Genomic DNA, 21817 nt, shown 5'->3' on the forward strand with positions numbered 1-21817 from the left:
ACGTGGTTCTTGCAAGCTCGACTTCGGTGTCACCGGCAGATGTTCTCGGTTCCATGCGGGACGTCATCGACGGTCCGCTGCCCGACATCGCGGTGCGTTTCTCCAAGTTCCTCGCCGACATCTGGCCGCACACCGCGCTGGTGATCTTCACCCGGGAGTGCACGGGCCGTCCCCGCAAGGTCAGCGGCGACCCGTCGGTGGTCGAGCGCGTCACCATCACCGAGCTGGACACCCTGCGCACCCGGATGACGGAAGGGGTTCCGCTCGACGATCAGGCGGTGATCGCCGGCTCGAAGCGGAAGGTGTGGGCGCTGCTCGACGCGACAGGCACCCTCCTCCTCGTTCTCCCGAAACCGCGGCAGCGCATCCGGGAGGTCCCGCTGGTGGCGGGCGCATTCGGTGTCGTCGCCGTCTCGATCCGGCATCAGGTGGCGCAGGCGAGCCCGGCGTACCTGGCGGAGTCGCGGGCGGCGTCGAGCGAGCGGGCCAGGACCATCGTGGAACTGACGGACCTCCACGCGGCGACACTCGAATCGATCCTGTCGACGCTGCGGTCCAAGGACCTCGACGACCGTCGGTCGCGGATCACGGCGAGCGAGACGGCGTCGGCCGCACTGGTCACCCTGCGTTCCGCGGGCGAATCCGACCGCATCCTCACCGAGGAGGCCGTCACCACCGCGTTCGCCCGGCTGCAGGGCGAACTCCGGCCGCTGCTCCAGCACCGTCCCGTCCGGGTCGACTACGTCGATCCCCCGGTGGACGGCCGCGCTCTGCCCGGCGAGGTGGCGCACGCCGCCCGGGCTGTCGTGCGCAGCGCCGTCCTTGCGTTCGCGGCGCAGACCGCCCTCGAGCGGATCCGCATCGCCTGGGACTGCGACGGAGCGAACCTCCTGGTCGAAGTCCGCGACGACGGCGACGGCGGTCTCGACACCGACGCCCTCGTGCGTCAACTCTCCGGCCGGGTGCACACACTCGGCGGCCGCATCGACGTCGAGTCGGTCGACGGGTGGGGCTCCCGGGTCGCGGTCGCGATTCCCCTGGACCTGCCGGCGGCGAGACCCGACGAACAGCAACTCGGCGACCTCAACCCCCGCGAGCTCGAGGTGCTGGGACATCTGGCGACGGGTAAGCGGAACAAGGCGATCGCCGACAGCCTCGGCATCAGCGAGAGCACTGTCAAGTTCCACGTCGCGGGTGTGCTGAAGAAGCTCGGTGTGGCGTCCCGCGGTGAAGCGGGCGCGATCGCGCTCGAGGCCGGTATCCGCGCCGACACCACCGGCAGGCACCCGTGACCGGCATGACGACGATGCGGCGCCGTGTCACCGAACGGAAGCACGGACCGCTGCCCGCCGCCCGGGCCTCGGCCCGCCTGTCGGCCTACGTGTACGGGAACATCCTCGTCCTCACCGTGGTCGTGGCCGCGACGCCCCGGACCATCGAGAACGGCGCGGCCGTCGCGCTGGTGCTCGGCACGACGGTCACCACCTTCCTGGCCCACGTGTTCGCGGACGCCGTCGCCCACGGCAGCGTGCCCGTGGACGACGACGCGGAGCCGGCGGAACGGTCGTCGAATGCGCTCGACGAACTGCGTGACGCGGTGCCGATCGTCTCGTCCGGCACCGGGCCGGCGGCCCTGCTCGCCCTGGGGTGGCTGCATGTGCTCCCCACCGCCTGGGCTCAGCTCCTCGCCGGCGGTGTCATCGTGTTCCGCATTTCGACGATCCAGATCGTCACCGAGCGGGTTCGGGGCAACCGCCTGACTCTGCGCCTGCTGATCGTCGGACTCGCCACGGCCGCTCTCGCCGCGGCCATCGTCATCGCGAAGGTCCTTGTCGGACACTGACCCCCATGTGAGTGGCAATGCGTGCGGGCACACACATTGCCACTCACGTCAGGTGATGCGGTCGGGGTGGGTGTAGATGTTCATCGTGGTGCCGCGGAGGAACCCGATGAGGGTCAGTCCGGTGTCGTGGGCGAGGTCGATCGCCAGTGAGGACGGTGCGGAGACGGCGGCGAGGACGGGGATGCCGGCCATCACTGCCTTCTGGGCGAGTTCGAACGACGCCCGGCCGCTGACGAGCAGTACCGTGCCGCGCAGCGGGACGCGGTTCTGTTCGGTGGCCCACCCGATCAGCTTGTCGACGGCGTTGTGCCGTCCGACGTCCTCCTTGATGGTGAGCAGTTCCCCGGTGCGGGTGAACAACCCGGCCGCGTGCAACCCGCCGGTGGTCTCGAACACCTTCTGCGCGGCCCGCAGCCGGTCGGGGAGTTCCGCGATCGTCGCGGCCGGCACCCGCACCGCGTCGGTGGCCGGGGAATGCTTCGTGCGTTGCCGGATCGCGTCGAGGGACGCCTTCCCGCACACCCCGCACGAGGAGGTGGTGTAGAAATTGCGTTCGATGCCGGTGTCGGGCAGGAACACCCCCGCCGCGAGGTCGACGTCGAGGACGTTGTAGGTGTTGACCCCGTGCTCGTCGACGCTGTTGCAGTAGCGGATCGACGCGATGTCTCCGCGGTCGGCGATGATCCCCTCGGTCAGCAGGAACCCCTGCGCCAGTTCGACATCCGACCCGGGGGTGCGCATGGTGACCGCCAGCGGTGTCCCGTTCACCCGGATCTCGAGCGGCTCCTCCACCACCACCGTGTCCGGTCGGGTCGACTGCCGGGTGTCGGTGATCCGGGTGATCGGGGTCCGGGTGGTCACACGCCCCATCAGGGCCGCCGTTCGAGGCGGATGGTGATCGCCTTCGACACCGGGGTGTTCGACTTGACCGCCACGTGATCGAGCGGGATCAGCGGATTCGTCTCCGGGTAGTAGGCGGCCACGTTCCCCACCGGCGTCGGGTACGGCACCAACCGGAAATCGTCGGCGCGCCGCTCCTGCACCGTCCCGTCCCGGGTGGTCCACTCGGAGACCAGATCCACCCGATCCCCCGCCGCGTACCCGAACGACTCGAGGTCCTGCGTGCTGATGAACAGCACCCGCCGGCCGCCCTTGACACCGCGGTAGCGGTCGTCGAGGCCGTAGATGGTGGTGTTGTACTGATCGTGCGACCGCATCGTCTGCAAGATCAGCCGCCCCTCCGGCACCGGCAGCCAGGACAGCTCGTTGACCGTGAAATTGGCCTTCCCCGTGCCGGTGACGAACCGGCGCTCGTCCCGCGGCGGGTGCGGCAACCCGAACCCGTCCGGCCGGCGGACCTTGCGGTTGAAGTCCTCGAACCCGGGAATGACCCGTGCGATGGAATCGCGGATGCGGTCGTAGTCGGCAGTGAATTCCGTCCAGGGCACCGAGTGCCCGGGACCGAACAAGGCCTGCGCGATCCCGCAGACGATGGCGACCTCACTGCGCAACTGGTCGCTGGCGGGTGTGAGGCTGCCGCGGGACAGGTGCACCATCGACATCGAGTCCTCGACCGACACCTGCTGTTTCTTACCGGACTGCACGTCCTTGTCGGTGCGGCCCAACGAGGGCAGGATCAGCGCGGTCCGCCCGGTGACGAGGTGGGAGCGGTTCAGTTTCGTCGACACCTGCACCGTCAGCGCGCACCCCCGCAAAGCGGCCTCGGTGGTGTCGGTGTCCGGGGTGGCGGAGACGAAGTTACCGCCCATCCCGACGAACACCGACGCCTTCCCGTCCCGCATCGCCCGAATCGAGTCGACCGCGTCGAGGCCGTGCTCGCGCGGTGACCGGATACCGAATTCGGCGTCCAACGCGGCCAGGAACGATTCGGGCATCTTCTCCCAGATCCCCATCGTCCGGTCACCCTGGACGTTGGAGTGCCCGCGCACCGGGCACACCCCGGCCCCGGGTTTGCCGATCATCCCCTGCAACAGCAGCAGGTTCACCGCATCCTGGATGGTCGCGACCCCGTGCGTCTGCTGGGTCAACCCCATCGCCCAGCAGATGATCGTCTTCTTCGACGAGATCAACGCGTCCGCCGTGGCCCGGATCTGGTCGAGCGACAACCCGGTCGCATCCACCACCGTGCCCAGGTCGACCTGCCGCAGGTGCGCCGCGCACTCCTCGAATCCGGCGGTGTGCCGGTCGATGAAGTCCCGGTCCAGCACCGTGCCGGGCGCCGCGTCCTCGGCCTCGAGCAGCAACCGGCCCAACCCCTGGAACAGGGCCTGGTCGCCGCCGATCCGGATCTGCAGGAACTCGTCCGCGATCTGCACCCCGTCGCCGACCACCCCGTGCACCTTCTGCGGGTCCTTGAACCGCAGCAACCCGGCCTCCGGGAGCGGGTTGATCGCGATCACCTTCGCCCCATTCGCTTTCGCCTTCTCCAGGGTCGAGAGCATCCGCGGGTGGTTGGTGCCCGGGTTCTGCCCGGCGATCAGGATCAGGTCGGCGTTCTCGATGTCGGGAACCGACACCGACCCCTTCCCGATCCCGATCGTCTCCACCAACGCCGACCCGGACGATTCGTGGCACATGTTCGAGCAGTCCGGCAGGTTGTTCGTCCCGAACGCCCGGATCATCAACTGATACACGAACGCCGCCTCGTTGGAGGTGCGGCCGGAGGTGTAGAACACCGCCTCGTGCGGCGACCCCAGCGCCCGCAACTCCCCGGCGATCATCGCGAACGCCGCATCCCAGCCGATCGGCTCGTAATGCGTCGCCCCCGGCAGCAACACCATCGGATGCGTCAACCGGCCCTGCTGCCCCAACCAGAACTCGGTACGACCCAGCAGATCCGCCACCGAATGCTCGGCGAAGAACTCCGGGCCGACGGTGCGGGTGGTCGCCTCCTCCGCCACCGCCTTCGCCCCGTTCTCGCAGAACTCCGCATGCTTGCGGTGCCCCGGGGTCTCCGGCCACGCACACCCCGGACAGTCGAACCCCTCCCGCTGATTCAACTTCATCAACGTCCGGGCCGTGCGCACCGGACCCATCTGCTCCACCCCACGACGCAACGACACCAACACCGCAGGAACACCTGCCGCATAGGACTTCTCGTGCGTGACGACGACGTCGTCTTCGTCGAAGGTGTACCTGTCGGTGGTGTCGGTCATGGACTCAGTTTCCTCGTGCAATCCATTCGGCGAGGTGCGGGGCCTCGGTGCCGATCGTGGTTCCGTCACCGTGACCGGTGTGGACGAGTGTGTCTTCGGGAAGGGCGAACAGCCGGTCGCGGATCGACCCGATGATGGTCGGGAAGTCCGAGTACGAGCGGCCCGTGGCGCCGGGGCCGCCGGAGAACAGGGTGTCTCCGGAGAACAGCGCCCCCGCCTCGGGCAGGTACAGGCACACCGATCCCGGCGAGTGGCCCGGTGAGTGGATCACCTGAATCTCGGTGCCCGCGATGGCGATCCGCTGCTCGTCCTCGAGGTGCCAGTACAGCTCCTCGGGATGACTCATCTTCCACAGCACGTCGTCCCCGGGGTGCAGGAGGATCGGTGCGTGGAGCCGGGCGCCGAGTTCGGGCGCCACGGTGACGTGGTCGTTGTGGCCGTGGGTGCAGATCACGGCGTTCACGTGCCGGTCGCCGACCGCGTCGATGATCGGCTGCGCGGCGTGGGCGGCGTCGACGATGACGACATCGGTGTCGTCACCGATCAGCCAGATGTTGTTGTCGACGTTCCACTCACCACCGTCGAGGGCGAAAGTGCCTTCGGTGACGACCCGTTCGATCCGGAACTCGCCGCTCACAGGACGACGACCGAACGCAGCACCTCACCGGCGTGCATCTTGTGGAAGGCCTCTTCGACCTCGTCGATCTTGATGCGCTCGGAGACGAACTTCTCCAGCGGCAGCCGGCCCTGCTGGTACAGGTCGACGAGCATCGGGAAGTCGCGCTCGGGCAGGCAGTCGCCGTACCACGACGACTTCAGGGATCCGCCGCGGGAGAAGAAGTCGATCAGTGGCATCTCGAGCTTCATGTCGGGGGTGGGAACACCGACCAGCACGACGGTGCCGGCGAGGTCGCGGGCGTAGAACGCCTGCTTCCACGTCTCCGGCCGGCCGACCGCATCGATCACGACGTCGGCACCGAATCCGCCGGTGAGTTCCTGCACGGCCTCGACCGCATCGACGTCGGCGCCGTTGATCGTGTGCGTCGCGCCCAGGTCCTTGGCCCACTCGAGCTTCTTGTCGTCGCGGTCGATCGCGATGATCTTCACGGCGCCGGCCAGGCGGGCACCCATGATCGCGGCGTCGCCGACGCCACCGCAGCCGATGACGGCGACGGTGTCACCGCGTCCCACGTTGCCGGTGTTGACGGCGGCACCGAGACCGGCCATGACGCCGCAGCCGAGCAGCCCGACCACGGCCGGGTCCGCGGACTGGTCGACCTTGGTGCACTGTCCGGCGTGGACGAGGGTCTTGTCGGCGAACGCGCCGATGCCCAGTGCCGGGCTGAGTTCGGTGCCGTCCTCGAGCGTCATCTTCTGCTCGGCGTTGTGGGTGTCGAAGCAGTACTGCGGGCGTCCGCGCTTACAGGCGCGGCACTGTCCGCAGACGGCGCGCCAGTTGAGGACGACGAAGTCTCCGACGGCCACGGAGGTGACGCCCTCGCCGACGCTCTCGACGACCCCGGAGGCCTCGTGGCCCAGCAGGAACGGGAACTCGTCGTTGATCCCACCGTCGCGGTAGGTGAGGTCGGTGTGGCACACACCGCAGGCCGCGATGTCGACGACCACTTCTCCGGGACCGGGATCCGGAATGGTGATGGTCGCGATCTCGACGGGGGCACCCTTGGATCGGGCGATGACGCCTCGTACCTGCTGCGGCATGGGATTCATTCCTTACGGTCGATCAGTCGGAGCGGGATCGATGCATGGCTATGTATGCACCTCTCCCGAGACCCTACGTTCCGGACGGGCACCGGGGGACTGATCGAAGTGAGAGGTCGACCTAGCCGGAATGCCAGCCCGTTCCGACGAGTCACCGGCGGGTTGCGGGCCCGGTCATCGCAGGAAAACCAGCGGTTGACAGGAGGCGGTATATACAGGACTATACATTTCGAACGAGTGAGGCACGACACACTGGCTCCGTCCACAACAGCCTCGTGAGTACCCGTACACCGCATCGATCACGGAGTTCCGATGACCCGGAAAGATCCCCGCTCGACCGAGGAACCGCATCCGCCCGTTCCGGTGCTGCTCGACGGCGCCCAACTCACCGTCGATCAGCTCACGGCCCTGGCCCGGGAGCCCGTCGCGGTCGAACCGGACCCGGCGGCGCTCGACCACGCACGCCGGTCCTGGGAGACCGCGGTGCGGATCGCCGCGCGACAGCCCATCTACGGACGCACCACGGGGGTCGGGGGAAACCGCGACACGTCCGTCTCCGACGGCGTCGAACAGGATCTCCGCCTTCTCCGCAGCCACGCCACGGGGTCGGGTCCCTCGCTGCCGGACCACGTCGTCCGCGCCGCCATGATCATTCGCGTCAATCAGATCCTCAACGGCGGATCCGGTCTGCATCCCGACATCGTGACGGCGCTGATCGGTGCGGTCGCAGCGGACGAACTGCCTACCGTGCACGCCCGCGGGGCGATCGGCACCGGTGACCTCAGCGCGTTCTCGGAGATCGCGCTCGGGCTGACGGGTGAGACACCGCTGCGGGACGGCCGGATGGTGACCCGGTGGACGGCGCACCAAGGTGATGCACTCCCCCTGATCTCGACCAACGCCATGACCGTCGCACTCGCGGCCACCGCCACCGACAGCGTGGCCAACTGGCTGGAGCACTCGCTGATCGTCGGCGTGCTGTCGCTGCTCGCGACGCGCAGCTCCGTCGAGCCGTTCGCGGCCCGGGTGCAGGCGGCGCGCAGGCACCTCGGCCAGGAGGAGGTGGCCGGCCGGGTCCGGGAACTTCTCGCCGACCACCACGTCACGGCCGCCCGGGTGCAGGATTCCTACGGGTTCCGCGCCCTCCCCCAGATCCTCGGAGCGACCTGGCAGGCACTGCAACGATTGCGGGGCACCCTCGCGATCGAGATGAACTCGTCCTCGGAGAACCCTCTCATCTCCGTCGAGGACGACGCCGTGTTCCACAACGGGAACTTCCACGGAATGCCGATCGCCCTCGCCGTGGACGAGGCGAAACTCGCGCTGTCGAGCGCCGCGTTGCTGTCGCAGTGCCGGCTGGCCAACCTCTCGGACCCGGTGGTCACCGGCCTGCGGCCGTTCCTGGCCGACGGTCCGGCCGGCAGCAGCGGCACCATGCTGCTCGAGTACACGACGTCCGCGGCCATCGCGGAGATCCGGATGGCCGCCGCACCGGGATCCCTCGGGCACACGGTCATCTCCCGCGGCACCGAGGACCACGCGAGCTTCGCGTCGCAGGCCGCCACCCAGCTCACCGACATCCTCGCCCAGGCCCGGATCGTCCTCGCGTGCGAACTGATCTCGGCGGTGCGGGCACTCGGCCAGCAGCACCGCGATCTCGACACCGACACCGAACTCGGCGCATACCTGCACCGCGCGCGCACGTGCCTGGACCCGCGGACGACCGACCGTCCCCTGAGCGACGACCTGAAAGCAGCGGTGAAGTTTCTGGAACAGATGCCGAATCCGGAGAAAGACACAGCTCGGTAGAGCAGTCCCACGACACCGAACTTCCGGGCGCCTCACCGCCCGGATCACACGAAAGTAGCACGCGGATGATCACATTCGACAAAGTCACCAAGGCGTACCCGGACGGCACGACAGCGGTGAACGAACTGGACCTCGAGTGCCCGAGCGGCAAGATCACGGCGCTCGTCGGTCCGTCGGGTTGCGGCAAGACGACCTCGCTTCGCATGATCAACAGGTTGATCGAACCGACCTCCGGAACCATTTCCCTCGACGGCGAATCCACCGCGGACATGGATCCGGCACTGTTGCGCCGGCGGATCGGGTATGTCATCCAGCACGCCGGGCTGTTCCCGCATCGCACCATCGTGGACAACGTCGCGACGATGCCGAAGCTGCTGGGGAAGACGAAGAAGGAGGCTCGCACCCGGGCCATGGAACTGCTCGACACGGTCGGTCTCGCAGCGCATTTCGCGGACCGGTATCCGTGGCAACTCTCGGGCGGGCAGCAGCAGCGAGTGGGCGTCGCGCGTGCTCTCGCCGCCGATCCGGCGTTCATGTTGATGGACGAGCCGTTCAGTGCCGTCGACCCGGTGGTCCGGAGTCAGCTCCAGGACGAATTCCTCCGACTGCAGAAGGAGATCGGCAAGACGATCATCATCGTCACCCACGACATCGACGAGGCGCTCAAACTCGGCGACCAGGTCGTCGTGTTGCGGACCGGCGGAATCCTGGCGCAGGCGGCAACCCCGCTGGAGCTGCTGACCGAGCCGGCCGACGAGTTCGTCGCCGACTTCGTCGGACGTGATCGTGGCTACCGTTCCCTGGGTTTCGCGAACCTCGACGGTCGCGTGGAGACGGTCGCCGAACCCGTTGCCCGTCTCGGTGATTCCGCGGCCGATGCCCTCGCGCGGACTTCCTCCGACTGGTTGCTCGTCGTCGACCCGGCGAACAAGCCGATCGGGTGGGTACAGCCCGCGAAGGTCGTCGGCAGCATTCGCCCGGACGACGTGAACCTCAGCGGCACGGTCGCGGATGCGCACGGGACGATGCGGGCGCTGCTCGATGCCGCCCTGTCCGCACCCAGCAAGCGGGGTGTGGTCGTCGACGGCGACGGTGTGCTCGTGGGCACCGTGACGGCGCACGCGGCCGTGGCGGCGATCGAGTCGGCGGATCTCGCGGCCGCGGAGGCGATGGCCCGATGAACTTCGAATGGCTGGGCCGCCAGTCCGACCGCATCGCCGAACTCGTCGGCTGGCACATCCTGCTCTCGCTCGTACCGCTCGTCGTCGGTGTGATCGTCGCGTTGCCCATCGGCTGGCTCGCGCACCGCAGTCGCCGGATCAACCCCTATGTGGTGGGAACCGCGGGGCTGCTGTACACGATCCCGTCGCTCGCCCTGTTCGTCCTGCTCCCACCGATCCTCGGAACGAAGATCCTCGATCCGATGAACATCATCGTCGCCCTGACGATCTACACCGTCGCCCTGCTGGTGCGCGTCATCGCCGACGCACTCGATTCGGTACCCCACGAGACGGTGCTCGCCGCGACGGCGATGGGCTACCGGCCGTATCAGACACTGCTGAAAGTTCAGCTCCCGGTGGGTGTTCCCGTCATCTGCGCCGGACTGCGGGTGGCCGTGGTGTCGAACGTCAGCCTGGTCTCACTCGCCGCGCTGCTCGGGATCCCGCAGATCGGTTCACTGTTCACCCAGGGCTTCCAGTTGCGGTTCTACACCCCGATCATCACCGGCATCGCGCTCTGCCTGCTGCTGGCCCTGATCCTCGACCTGCTCATCGTGCTCGCCAATCGGTTACTCACGCCGTGGACCCCCAAGGTGGTCTCATCATGATCGACTTTCTGCTGGACGGTGCTCATTGGACAGGGCCCGAAGGCATTCCGGCCCTGCTCCTCCAGCACTTGATGTACACGTTCCTGGCCCTGTTCGCCGCCGCGCTGATCGCCGTTCCGCTCGGTCTGTACATCGGACACACCGGGCGCGGTGCCGTCGTCGTCGCCGGCCTGGCCAACTCGCTGCGCGCCCTCCCCACCATCGGCCTGCTGATCCTGCTGGTGCTCGTCATCGCGCCGTCGTTCTCGAGCAAGCTGGCCTACCTGATTCCGAGCCTGATCGTGCTGGTGCTGTTGGCCATCCCGCCGATCCTCACCAACACCTACGCGGGCATCCGCTCGGTCGACCCGGCCGCCGTGGACGCCGCGCGGGGCATGGGATTCCGGTCGATGCGCATCCTCACCGAGGTCGAGATGCCCTGCGCGCTGCCGCTGATGCTGTCCGGCGTCCGGAGCGCCGTGCTGCAGATCGTCTCGACGGCGACCGTCGCCGCGTACATCTCGCTGGGCGGCCTGGGACGGCTCCTCATCGACGGCAAGGCGCAGAGCGACTACGCGCAGATGGCGGCGGGGGCTGTCCTCGTGTCTCTCCTCGCGCTCGCATTCGACCTGGCGATCGGGTTCCTCACGGTGCGGGTCGTCTCCCCCGGTATCACCCGGCGCGTGCGCAGCAGCGGCACGCGATCCGCTTCCGCAGACACCGCGGTAGCGGCCCGTCCCACGTCCGTACCCGAGCCCTCGCTGACCTGAAGGACATCACCATGAAGAAGGCATTGATCGTCGCGCTGGCAGGCGCCACCCTGGTGTCGTTGACGGCATGCGGGATCGGTAAGGACCCGCTCGCAGCCGACGGCGGCGGGAGCAGCGACGGCGCCATTCTCGTCGGATCCGCGGACTTCCCGGAGAGCCAGCTGATCGCCACCATCTACGCGGAGGCGTTGCGCGCGAACGGCATCGACGTGACGGAGAAGCTGAACATCGGGAGCCGGGAAGTGTACGTCCCGGCCATCCGGGACGGCTCCATCGACCTGCTACCCGAGTACTCGGGTGCGTTGCTGCAGTATCTCGACAGCGCCACCACCGCAACGGCGTCGGACGAGGTGACCGAGGAGATCAAGGCCAAACTCCCCGCCGGGCTCATCGCACTGGAGCCCTCCCCCGCCGAGGACAAGGACGTTCTCGCGGTGCGACAGGAGACCGCGGACAAGTATTCGCTCGAGACGATCGAGGACCTCGTGCCGCACGCCGACGAGCTGACCCTCGGCGGTCCGCCCGAATGGAAGACCCGCGAGAACGGCGTCGCCGGCCTGAAGGACAGGTACGGTCTGACGTTCAAGGAGTTCCTGGCGCTGGACGCCGGCGGCCCCCTCACTCTCAACGCTCTGCTCAGCGGTCAGATCGAAGTGGCGGACGTGTTCAGCACCGACCCGGCGATGCGTTCGGAGAACCTGGTGGCCCTCGAGGACACCAAGCACCTGTTCCTGGCCGAGAACATCACGCCGATCATCAACGAGAACAAGGCCGGTGACGACGTCCGCGCCGTGCTGGCGGACGTGTCGACCGCCCTCACGACCGACGATCTCATCGAGATGAACAAGCGGGTGGCCGACCTCGACGACATGGGCGACATCGCCCGGGAATGGCTGCAGGACAAGGGTCTGGCGTCCTGATCACGTCCCGGACGGGCGCGTCAGCTCAGCGCATCGAAGGTTGCCGTCGCGTACTGGGCGGTGCGATCGGAGCCGAGGAGCCCCGGACCCATCTTGTTCATCACGTACGTCATGGTCATCCGGCGTTCGGTGTCGACGACCACCTGCGAGCCACCCCAGCCGCCCCAGAAGCAGATGCGGCCTTCGGGAACGAACGGCACCGACACGGGCGTCGGCAGTCCGTAGCCGATTCCGAACCGAATAGGCTGCCCCAGAGCTAGATCCACGCCGTTGGACTGCTCCTCGAAGATCAGGGAAATGGTGTCCGGCGACAGCAGGCGGACGCCGTCGAGTTCGCCGCCGCACGCCACCACGGACTGGATCCGGGCGAGCGACCGGGCGTTGCCCTGACCACCGGCCGCGCCGTTCTCCGCCTTGCGCCACTCGTCGGACCAGGACGCGGAGGCATCCGGTCCGGGCCCGGTGAACGTCTTGACGATGACACTGGCGGGGTCGAGAGACGCCAGGTCGATCGGCAGCGGAGGCGGCGGGACCACGTTCGACACCCGGCCGAACTGCGACGGGTCCAGTCCGATGTGGAAGTCGGCCCCCAGCGGTCCCGCGATCTCCTCGGCGACGAAACGTCCCAGGGTGCGTCCGTCGACCCGGCGGAGAACCTCGCCGATCAGGTGACCGTAGTTCAGGGCGTGATATCCCGACGCCGTTCCCGGCTCCCACCACGGCGCCTGCGCGGCGAGTCGCTTCGTCGACTCGGCGAGGTCGAAGGTGTCCTCGACCGTGATCGGCTGATCCCACCCCGAGACACCCGACGTGTGTGAGAGGAGATGCCGGACCTCGACGCGTTCCTTGCCGGCGGCAGCGAACTCGGGCCAGTACTTCGCGACGGGCGCGTACACGTCCAGCAGGCCGCGGTCGACGAGCATCAGCGCAGCGAGTGCGGTCACCGTCTTGGTGCACGACCACACGTTGGTGATGGTGTCGCGCTCCCATTCGGTGGTGTGATCGGAATCGGACCAGCCGCCCCACACGTCGACCACCGGCTCTCCGTCGAGGGTCACGACGATCGATGCGCCGAGCTCCTCACCGGAGTCGAGATTGTCCTTCAGTGCGTCCTGCAACGCCGCGAAGCGCTGGTCGCACACTCCTCCGAGCTTGGTCACCTGCGGTTCCTCTCCACCAGCCGACGCAATATTGATCTTGACATCGGATTCAATTGAGGTTTCAGTGTGAGGCCGCCGCGATGTGATGTCAATCACTTCATTTCGTCGCGTCCGGAAGGCTGCTACCGCGGTCGGCGCTCATCGGGTTCACCCGTGTCGGGTGAGGTTCCGGGCGGTCCGGCGGTCGACGCTGAGACCCAGGACTACAGGTGAGGAGACGTGCCATGGGCAAGCCATTTCGGGGTGTCGTCAACGTCGATATCCGCGACTCGGTTCCGGATTGGTCCCCGTTCGAACCACCCCAGGCGCCCGCCGACGCACCCAACGTCGTCTATGTCGTCCTCGACGACGTCGGTTTCTCCGCGATGCGCTGCTACGGCGGGCCGATCGAGACACCGAACATCGACCGGATCGCCGCCAAGGGTGTTCGTTACACGCAGTGGCACACCACCGCGCTGTGCTCGCCCACGCGCTCGTGCCTGCTGACGGGACGCAACCACACGCGCAACAGCATGGCCTGCATCACCGAGGCCGCGATCGGATTCCCCAACGCGAGCGGCACGATCCCGCCGGAGAACGGCATGCTCTCGGAGATACTCGCCGAGCGCGGCTGGAACACCTACATGGTGGGCAAATGGCACCTGTGCCCGACCGACGAGATGAACCTGGCCGCCACCCGCAGGAACTGGCCGAGCGGGCGCGGCTTCGAACGCTGGTACGGCTTCCTCGGCGCCGAGACCAACCAGTGGTATCCGGATCTGGTCTACGACAACCATCCGGTCGACCAGCCCCGGTCGCCGGAGGAGGGCTACCACCTCACCGAGGACGTCACCGACAAGGCACTCGAGTTCATCAAGGACGCCAAGGCGATCGCGCCGGACAAGCCGTTCTTCCTCTACTACGCGCCCGGCGCGTGCCACGCGCCGCACCACGCCCCGAAGGAATGGATCGAGAAGTTCGAGGGCAAGTTCGACATGGGCTACGACGCGATCCGCGAGCAGACCCTCGCCCGTCAGAAGGAAATGGGCATCGTCGCGGCCGACACCGAACTTCCGCCGATCAACCCGATCGGCACCCCCGAGACCCGATCGGGGCCGACGGGCGAACCGTTCCCGGAACTCGACTACACCCGCCCCTGGAACACGCTGAACGACGACGAGAAACGCCTCTTCGCGCGGATGGCCGAGGTCTACGCCGGCTTCCTGGCCCACGCCGACCATCACATCGGACGCCTGCTCGACTATCTGGAGGCCAACGATCAGCTGGACAACACCGTGATCGTGGTGGTCTCCGACAACGGTGCGAGCGGGGAGGGGGGCCCGAACGGCTCCGTCAACGAGATGAAGTTCGCCAACGGCATCCCGGACGACCTCGCCGAGAACCTCTCGAAACTCGACGATCTCGGCGGACCCAAGACATACAACCACTACCCCAACGGCTGGGCGATGGCGTTCAACACCCCGTTCAAGATGTGGAAGCGCTACGAGTTCAACGGTGGAACCGCCGATCCGTGCATCATCTCGTGGCCGGCCGGAACCAAGGCTCGGGACGAGATCCGAGATCAGTACCATCACGCGATCGACCTCGTACCGACGGTCCTGGACCTGCTCGGGGTCGATGCCCCCGAGACCATCAAGGGCCACGTCCAGAGCCCGTTCGACGGCGTCAGTATGCGGAACAGTATCGACGACAAGTCCTCGCCGTCGGAGCGGAAGTCGCAGTTCTACTCGATGCTCGGCTCGCGGTCGATCTGGCACGAGGGCTGGAAAGCCGTCACGACACACCCGACCATCGCAGGATGGGGACACTTCAACGACGACGAATGGGAGCTCTACCACACCGACGTCGACCGCGCCGAAGTGCACAACCTGGCAGCGGAGCATCCCGACAAGCTGCGGGAGATGGTGAACATCTGGTTCGCGGAAGCCGGTGCGAACGGGGCGTTCCCACTGGACGATCGATCAGCCGTCGAGATCATGGGCACGCCCCGGCCCCAACTGACAGCGGCCCGAAACCGATACGTCTATTACCCGGACGTCGCCGCCGTGTCCGAGTGGCAGGCAGTCAACACCCGCGGCCGATCGTTCGTGATCGGCGCGCTCGTCGACATCCCGGCGCCGGGAGCTGAGGGCGTCCTCTTCGCGATCGGTTCCCGTTTCGGAGGCCACGCACTGTATGTGAAGAACAACCGGCTGCATTACGTCAACAACTTCGTGGGCAGCGACGAACAGATGATCGTCGGCTCCGAGGACATCCCCACCGGAACGGACCTGATCCTGTCCGCCTCCTTCGACAAGGACGGGCAGGAGCCCACGTTCACCACCGGGATCCTGTCGCTGTTCCACGCCGACCGAAAGGTCGGAGAGGGGCGCATCAAGACGCAGCTCGGTGCGTTCGCGATCGCCGGTGCCGGGGCGTATGTCGGCCGCCACCCGGGCGAGCCGATCACCGACGACTACCCTGGCGAATCACCCCACCGCTTCACCGGTGGCACGATCGACCGAGTCGCGATCGACGTGAGCGGCGAACCGTATCTCGATCTCGAACGGGAAGCCGCCCTGATGCTCATGCGCGAGTGATTCCGACGCGCTGCACGCACGGCGAACCCGGGTCTCAGCTGCCGGTCACCGGCAGCACCAGCACCTGACCCGGGTCGCCCGCGGCGATCGTGACCTGGTGCGGCACCAGCCCGCCCCGGAAGCTCGGATCACCGCCGGACACCTCGAGACGAACGCGGTGCCCCTCGTCGAAGCGATGGACGATGGCCGGCATCGTGACCTGCACGGGCTCACCGGGCGCCACGATGCGCACCGGTGCGACCTGTCCGTTGATCAGTGTGTCGGTGCCGTCGGGTGCCACGTCGTACAGCTTGGCGAAGACCACGACCGCGTCTTCGACACCGGCGACCGCGGGTGCGGCGGTGACGCGGACGTCGAGCGTCGGCGCACCCACCACGTCCAACGGCGCATCGAGGGAACCGGACGACCACTCGACCACGGTTCCGGGGACGACACCCTGCGGGGCCGGGTTGTCCGGCCGGGTGTCCGGCGCTTCCCGGTCGGTGGGGAGCCCGCCCGGCAGGGTGTTCAATGTCCGAACGGCGGGAACGATGCCGTCGAGACGGTCGGTGAGCGCGCCGTCACCGGAGAGGTAGAGCGAATAGTCACGCCCCACCGTGACATCCCAGGACTCGGCGTACGCGGGTGCGGCGTTGCCGGTGTAGTCGACCCAGCTGCGGAAGTAGCTGAACACCGGCCCGGTGTCGACCCCGCTGTCCTTCAGATAGTGATCGAACCAGTCGACCATCCGGCCCGTCTCGTACTGGGTGTCGGGGTTCGGATCCTTCATGTTGATCTCGCCCTCGGCTGGAGTGAGATCGGAATGCCCCCAGCTGTGCCAGATCATCTTCACGTCGTTGCCCTGCGCCTGCAGCGTCTCGAACGTCGCCTTCGATTCGTTGAGGTCGAACAGAGTGTCCTGCTGCCCCTGCATGAGCAACACCGGAATCCGCACGCGGTCCGCATACGACACCACGGAGGACCGGCGCAGGAAGTCGACGGACCCCGGGTCCGGGTAGCCCTGCACCGCGGACTGCGCCAGCGCGGGGCACGCGGTGTTCGCGAAGTTGGGGCAACCCAGCGCCCGCGCCGGGTCCGAGACGTAGCCTTCGGCCCGCGGGTTGGTGACACCGACGGCACCGAACGTGAGTGTCCACAGCACCTTCGACGCACCGGGAACCGACGTACTGACCCCGGTCGTCTGCGCGGTGCCGTTGGGTGCGAGCGAGTAGCTGAGGTCGTTCCACGTGATCATCGGGATGATCGTGTCGATCCGGGGGTCCACCGACGCCGCGGCGAACTGCACGGAACCGCCGTAGGAACCGCCGACCATCCCGACCCGCGGATCGTCCGCCTCGGCCTGGCCGTGGTGGGCCGTCGCGTCCTGCACGACGTAGTCGAGACCCGGAACAGGCACGGTGTGCGCGGGGTCGGCGAAGGCCATGCCGTCGCCTCCGCCGAGGAAGCTCACCAATTCACTCGCGGCGCGTCCGTCGTAGTCGGGGTCGTCCAGGTGGATCTTGCAGCCCGAACCGCCGAAGCCGAGCCCGGAGTACGCGAGCACCGCGTAACCGCGGGACGCGAGGAACGAGGCGATCCCGGCCTGATCGTTCTTGGACCCGCCGAAGCCGTTGGTCGTGAGGACCGCGGGAACCCGATTCGATGCAGACGCCGAGTCGGGTTTGTACACGTCGCCGATCACGTCGCACGGTTCGTCGCGGTTCGGTCCCACGAGAACCTGGAAGTGGAGCGTGGTCTTCGAGAAGCCGACCGGATCGGCCGTCGCCGGAGCGGACACCGCGATCGGTGTCAGTACCGCGGCCGCGGCCGTCATCGTCGCCAGTGTCGCTCTGCCCGCCCTGCGTTTCACAGTCCACCCACCGTTCGGCCGCACCACCCCGAGCACCTCCGACGAGCGTAAACGCTCTGGACGCACCACCAGCCCAAGCTGTCGGTGTGTCCCGCAACCCCCCATGTGAGTGGGAATGCGTGCCGGGGCACACATTCCCACTCACGTGGGGGGTTGATCGAGCCGAGTGGTGTAGAACAGCACCGTCACGGCGATCACCGCTTCGATCGCCGCGGTGACGAGTGCCGCCGACATGGCGGGTGACATCGCATGGGTCATCGGAGCCGACGCCGCCGCGTGCATCGTGTGCCCGTGGTGGCCGCCACCGGAGCCGGGGGTCATCACGGTGAGGTGCAGGGCGATCATGCCCACGTTCATCATCGCGACGAGACCCCAGTCCCGCCGGGAACCGCGCACCCACAGATGCCGCGCGCAGTACAGGCACCCGAGGATCATCGCGACCGTCACCACACCGACCATCGGCGACGGCGCGTGCTCACCGAGCGAGGCGGCGTGCAGTCCGGCCGCGGCGACCGCGAGGGCCGCGGCCGCCCGCCGCCACCAGTGGCTGGTGCGGCGGGCGGTCACGGCGAAGGCGAGGGACACGGTGTCTAGCCTTCGCAGCAGTGCTTCGCGGTGCTCGCGGGCACGTCGAGAGCGGGGTTGCGGTCGAAGAATCCGACCGGCTTGAGCGTGAACCCGGCGTAGTCGACGGGCATGACGGGCCAGTCCTCGGGCCGGGGGAAGTGTGTCAGCCCGAACGTATGCCACAGCACCAGGTCTTCGCCCTCGATGTCGCGGTTGCCGGCCACGAACGTCGGGAGACCTGCCTGTCCCGGGTGCTGGTTGACGAAGTCGCCTGCGGGATAGCGCTCGGACTCGTCGTACTGCGTGACCCACAGGTGCTTGGTCGCGAACGCGGCGCGGGCGGCGATCGAACTCGACGGGTCGGCGAGGAGCACCGGCTGCCCCTCGGGGTGCAGCGCGTACCCGACGTCCTGCCCCAGCCGGTTCTGCTTCGTGGGATTGGTGATGTGCCAGACGCGGGCCTTCAGGTTGTCGGCGGTGCGTTGCCCCTCCGACTCGGTGGTCAGTGTGGTCTTCTGGCAGCGGAAGGCGTTGCCCCACGGGTTCTCCGGACCCATCGGGACGGGCACGGCATCGACCTCCTCCACGGTGTTCACATTACCGTCGACGGCCATGTCGAGGCGAGCGGAGAACAGGTGCTGATGGAAGGGGGCACCGAGCCCGGGCGCCATCTGGGTGGAGAATCCCTCCGGCCCGCGGTAGGCGGACGTGAAGACGATTCCGGTGGCCTTCGCCTCGAGCTCGATGGTGCCGTCGAGGTAGAGGTACCAGTAGAACCCGTAGTCGTAGTTGCCGATGGTGAGGAAGAAGGAGATGACGAGGCGACGCGAGCGGCGGGTCTCGGCCATGCCGTTGAACATGTCCGTGTGCTTCCACAGGACGCCGTAGTCCTCCTCGTGGAGGCAGATCGCGTTCTTCATCACCCGCGGGTCTCCGGCCTCGTCGGCGATGGTGACGTCGAAGTACTGGATCTCGCCGAGGCAGTCGCAGCCCAGTTCGAGGGAGTTGGTGTACCGGCCGAAGAGGTACTCGCCCTGATCGAAGTAGTTCTGCCAGTATCGAACCGGGGACGGGTCGGCGTACGGGACCACCATCTCGGCGATCGACGCCCGGTAGATCACGGGACGTTCGACGCCACCGTCGTCGAACGAGAGTTGGTGCAGGGTCAGGCCCTCGCGCACATCGAACCCGAAGCGGAACTTCCAGTCGGCCCAGGTGATCTCGTTGCCGTCGACGGAGAAACTGGCCCCCTCGGGCTGGGTGATCTCGATCGGCTTCAGGTCGGTGCGGGTGGGCGTCTGGTGGGGTGCGGCGTCCCACTCGCCGCGTTCGGCCGGCACCGGCAGTTCGATCTCGTCGACCACCTTCACGACGCGACGCTCGGTGAGGTCCACGTAGGCCACGACCCCGTCGATGGGGTGTGCCCACGGGAGATCCGCCTTGTCCTCCTGGTGGAACGCGAGCACGCGGACGATGCGGTGCCCGACCTCGTCCTCGTGACCGAACACGCCGGCCGACAGAGGAACCGCCCGGACCTTCGACGGTTCGATGTCCCGCTTCGCCATCGCGGCGAGCCAGTCCGAACTGCCGAGCAGGAAGGCCTCGATGTCCTCGAATTCCTCGTCGAGGATCGGCACGTGACCGTCGGTGGCGGAATCGACCGACGTCGAGCTGATCACGCGGTTCTCCGTCACCGACACCACGAGGTCGGTGCCGATGCCCGTGGAGCGGTCCAGCAGCAGGATCCGGGCGCGACGCTCGATCGGATCTCCCGGTGTGAACGCGAGGACCGTCGACTTGTGCGGCTCCGCGAGTGCGACGAAGACGAAGCGCACGCTCTCACCGATCAGCCCCTCGTCGACGAGGAGGGACTTCGCCGAACGGATTTCGTCGGCGGACAGCGGACTGAGCGGATGATCCGGGGCGGCGGAACCCACGGTGGCCGGGGTCTCGGTGGTGGCGGTGCTCATCGTGCGATCTCCTTGTCGGTGATGGTGTCGTTCGTGATGTGCTGCGGCGCAGCGGTTTCGTGTCGTGCGGCGTGCGGTCGGAGGACGGCGACGGCCGCTCCCCCGGCGAAGGTTCCTACGAGCAGAACCCCGATGACGGCGGCGAGGGTGCTGGACCCGCCGACGAGAAGCGGGAGGTTGGCGACGGTCATGACCAGCAGCAGGGCCAGCCCGGCGAGCCCGAGCAGAGGTGCTATCACCGTGTTCCACAGGCGCCGGTCCACCCGTGTCCGGCGGAAGTAGACGAGGACGGCCACGGACGTCAGGGTCATCAGTGCGACGACACCGACGGAGGACACTCCCGCGAACCACGCGAATACCTCGGTCACCGGGTCGAGTCCGGCGACGGCGGACGCGAGGATCAGGACGAGCGCGGACACCGTCTGCACGACGGACGCGATGTACGGCGACGCATGCTTGGCGTGGGAGCGGCCGCATCCGGCGGGCAGGGCCGCGCTGTTCCCGAGGGAGAAGATGTACCGGGAGAGCACGTTGTGGAAGGACAGCAGGGCGGCGAACAGGCTGGTGATGAGGAAGATCTGGACGAGGTCGCCGGCGAGTGCGCCGACGTAGCGGGTGGCGGTTTCGGTGATCATGCCTTCCGGGTTCTCCGTCGCGATGGCCACCGCGCCCTCGTCGCCCCACGCGCTGACCATGGCCCAGCTCGACAGTGCGTAGAAGCCGCCGATGACGAGCAACGCCAGGTAGGTGGCCCGGGGGATGGTGCGGGCCGGGTCGCGGGCTTCGTCACGGAAGACGGCGGTCGCCTCGAATCCGATGTATCCGGCGATGGCGAAGATCAGGGCGATGCCGGGTGCTCCCGAGAAGAATTCGCCGGGATGGAACGCCGCTGTCGAGAATCCCTCGTCGCCGCCGCCGCGGACGATGACGGCCGCGTCGATGACGAGGACGATCCCGACCTCGCAGACGAGGAGGACACCGAGCACCTTGCCGGACAGGTCGATGTGCCGGTATCCGAGGATCGCCACCACGGCCGTCACGGCCAGGGCCCACACGTACCAGGGGAGTTCGGGACCACCGTGGGCGGTCACGAAATCGTTGACGGCCGCTCCGATGTACCCGTAGACCGCGCCCTGGACGGCGGTGTAGGACAGCAGCGCGAGGAAGGCGGAGCCCAACCCTGCGTGCCTGCCCAGTCCCCGGGTGATGTAGGTGTAGAAGGCGCCCGCCCCCGGGAGGTGCTTGGCCATCGCGGTGAATCCGACGGCGAAGAACAGCAACACCACCGTGCAGACGATGTAGGAGGCGGGGTACGCGGCGCCGTTGCCCGCCGAGATACCCAGGGGAACCGTTCCGGCGATCACCGTCAACGGGGCCGCCGCTGCGACGACCATGAACACGATCGCGCCCGGGCCGAGCGTGCCGGCCAGTCTGCGGGGCGCACCGTCACCGACTGCACTGCTGTGCGTTGGGGCATTGGTTGTCATGGCTTCCTTCGACTTTCACGAGGAGAGGATCTGCGTGGATGCTCCGCGGCGAGCTCCGGGTCAAGACTCCGACTGCGGGTTGTCGGTGCAGTTGCCGCAGCGTCACAGTTGGTCGACAGCAAATGAGAACGCACGCAGGACGATTCTCATTCGACACCGGT

General features: G+C 67.6%; 17 protein-coding genes. 8 read left to right on the forward strand and 9 right to left on the reverse strand.

Annotated elements, in window-relative coordinates; genetic code table 11:
- Window positions 1-53 precede the first annotated feature (53 nt).
- Complete coding sequence (locus tag RJ1_RS24490) at window positions 54-1292, forward strand: helix-turn-helix transcriptional regulator (RefSeq protein ID WP_073364728.1); 1239 nt, start codon at window positions 54-56, stop codon at window positions 1290-1292.
- 5 nt (window positions 1293-1297) lie between these two features.
- Entirely contained in the window at window positions 1298-1843 is a 546-nt protein-coding gene (locus RJ1_RS24495; protein ID WP_073364808.1) for a hypothetical protein, read from the forward strand.
- 48 nt (window positions 1844-1891) lie between these two features.
- Here RJ1_RS24495 and fdhD read toward each other — a convergent pair whose 3' ends face one another.
- The 4 genes from fdhD to RJ1_RS24515 are packed head-to-tail and all read right to left on the reverse strand — an operon-like array spanning window position 1892 to window position 6738.
- Window positions 1892-2713, reverse strand: coding sequence for a formate dehydrogenase accessory sulfurtransferase FdhD (fdhD, locus tag RJ1_RS24500; RefSeq protein ID WP_073364730.1), 822 nt, complete (start codon window positions 2711-2713; stop codon window positions 1892-1894).
- Window positions 2713-5019, reverse strand: a complete 2307-nt coding sequence (locus tag RJ1_RS24505; protein ID WP_073364732.1) for an FdhF/YdeP family oxidoreductase — start codon at window positions 5017-5019, stop codon at window positions 2713-2715. The genes fdhD and RJ1_RS24505 overlap by 1 nt, the downstream gene beginning before the upstream one ends.
- 4 nt (window positions 5020-5023) lie before the next feature.
- Window positions 5024-5656, reverse strand: coding sequence for an MBL fold metallo-hydrolase (locus RJ1_RS24510; RefSeq protein WP_073364734.1), 633 nt, complete (start codon window positions 5654-5656; stop codon window positions 5024-5026).
- On the reverse strand, window positions 5653-6738 hold the full coding sequence (locus RJ1_RS24515; RefSeq protein ID WP_073364809.1) for an S-(hydroxymethyl)mycothiol dehydrogenase: 1086 nt from the start codon (window positions 6736-6738) through the stop codon (window positions 5653-5655). Before RJ1_RS24515 ends, RJ1_RS24510 begins: the two co-directional genes overlap by 4 nt.
- 312 nt (window positions 6739-7050) lie before the next feature.
- Between RJ1_RS24515 and RJ1_RS24520 the strand changes: the two genes are divergently transcribed.
- The 5 genes from RJ1_RS24520 to RJ1_RS24540 all read left to right on the forward strand — a co-directional run bounded on the left by RJ1_RS24520 (window position 7051) and on the right by RJ1_RS24540 (window position 12044).
- Window positions 7051-8547 (forward strand): aromatic amino acid ammonia-lyase, encoded by a 1497-nt coding sequence (locus RJ1_RS24520; RefSeq protein ID WP_073364736.1) that lies wholly within the window; start codon window positions 7051-7053, stop codon window positions 8545-8547.
- A gap of 65 nt (window positions 8548-8612) precedes the next feature.
- Complete coding sequence (locus RJ1_RS24525; protein ID WP_073364738.1) at window positions 8613-9728, forward strand: ABC transporter ATP-binding protein; 1116 nt, start codon at window positions 8613-8615, stop codon at window positions 9726-9728.
- The gene (locus RJ1_RS24530; protein WP_073364740.1) at window positions 9725-10375 is read left to right on the forward strand and encodes an ABC transporter permease; all 651 of its coding nucleotides are present in this window, start codon (window positions 9725-9727) and stop codon (window positions 10373-10375) included. The genes RJ1_RS24525 and RJ1_RS24530 overlap by 4 nt, the downstream gene beginning before the upstream one ends.
- Entirely contained in the window at window positions 10372-11124 is a 753-nt protein-coding gene (locus RJ1_RS24535) for an ABC transporter permease (protein WP_073364742.1), read from the forward strand. Before RJ1_RS24530 ends, RJ1_RS24535 begins: the two co-directional genes overlap by 4 nt.
- An 11-nt stretch (window positions 11125-11135) precedes the next feature.
- A complete protein-coding gene (locus RJ1_RS24540) occupies window positions 11136-12044 on the forward strand; it encodes an ABC transporter substrate-binding protein (RefSeq protein ID WP_073364743.1) in 909 nt (302 codons plus the stop codon).
- Window positions 12045-12064: 20 nt separating this feature from the next.
- Here RJ1_RS24540 and RJ1_RS24545 read toward each other — a convergent pair whose 3' ends face one another.
- On the reverse strand, window positions 12065-13204 hold the full coding sequence (locus tag RJ1_RS24545) for a serine hydrolase domain-containing protein (protein ID WP_073364745.1): 1140 nt from the start codon (window positions 13202-13204) through the stop codon (window positions 12065-12067).
- A 224-nt stretch (window positions 13205-13428) separates the two neighbouring features.
- Between RJ1_RS24545 and RJ1_RS24550 the strand changes: the two genes are divergently transcribed.
- Window positions 13429-15783 carry an arylsulfatase gene (locus tag RJ1_RS24550; protein WP_073364747.1) on the forward strand — a complete coding sequence of 785 codons (2355 nt, stop codon included), beginning with the start codon at window positions 13429-13431 and terminating at the stop codon, window positions 15781-15783.
- Window positions 15784-15817: 34 nt separating this feature from the next.
- On the opposite strand, the gene RJ1_RS24555 is transcribed toward RJ1_RS24550, so the two are convergent.
- The 4 genes from RJ1_RS24555 to RJ1_RS24570 all read right to left on the reverse strand — a co-directional run bounded on the left by RJ1_RS24555 (window position 15818) and on the right by RJ1_RS24570 (window position 21656).
- Window positions 15818-17596, reverse strand: a complete 1779-nt coding sequence (locus RJ1_RS24555) for a CocE/NonD family hydrolase (protein ID WP_073364749.1) — start codon at window positions 17594-17596, stop codon at window positions 15818-15820.
- 177 nt (window positions 17597-17773) lie between these two features.
- Window positions 17774-18217, reverse strand: coding sequence for a hypothetical protein (locus RJ1_RS24560; RefSeq protein WP_073364751.1), 444 nt, complete (start codon window positions 18215-18217; stop codon window positions 17774-17776).
- 5 nt (window positions 18218-18222) lie between these two features.
- On the reverse strand, window positions 18223-20169 hold the full coding sequence (locus RJ1_RS24565) for a primary-amine oxidase (RefSeq protein WP_073364752.1): 1947 nt from the start codon (window positions 20167-20169) through the stop codon (window positions 18223-18225).
- Window positions 20166-21656, reverse strand: a complete 1491-nt coding sequence (locus tag RJ1_RS24570; RefSeq protein WP_073364754.1) for an APC family permease — start codon at window positions 21654-21656, stop codon at window positions 20166-20168. Before RJ1_RS24570 ends, RJ1_RS24565 begins: the two co-directional genes overlap by 4 nt.
- Window positions 21657-21817 lie beyond the last annotated feature (161 nt).

The organism is Rhodococcus jostii NBRC 16295, from assembly GCF_001894825.1.
GTDB classification, from domain to species: Bacteria; Actinomycetota; Actinomycetes; order Mycobacteriales; family Mycobacteriaceae; genus Rhodococcus_F; species Rhodococcus_F jostii.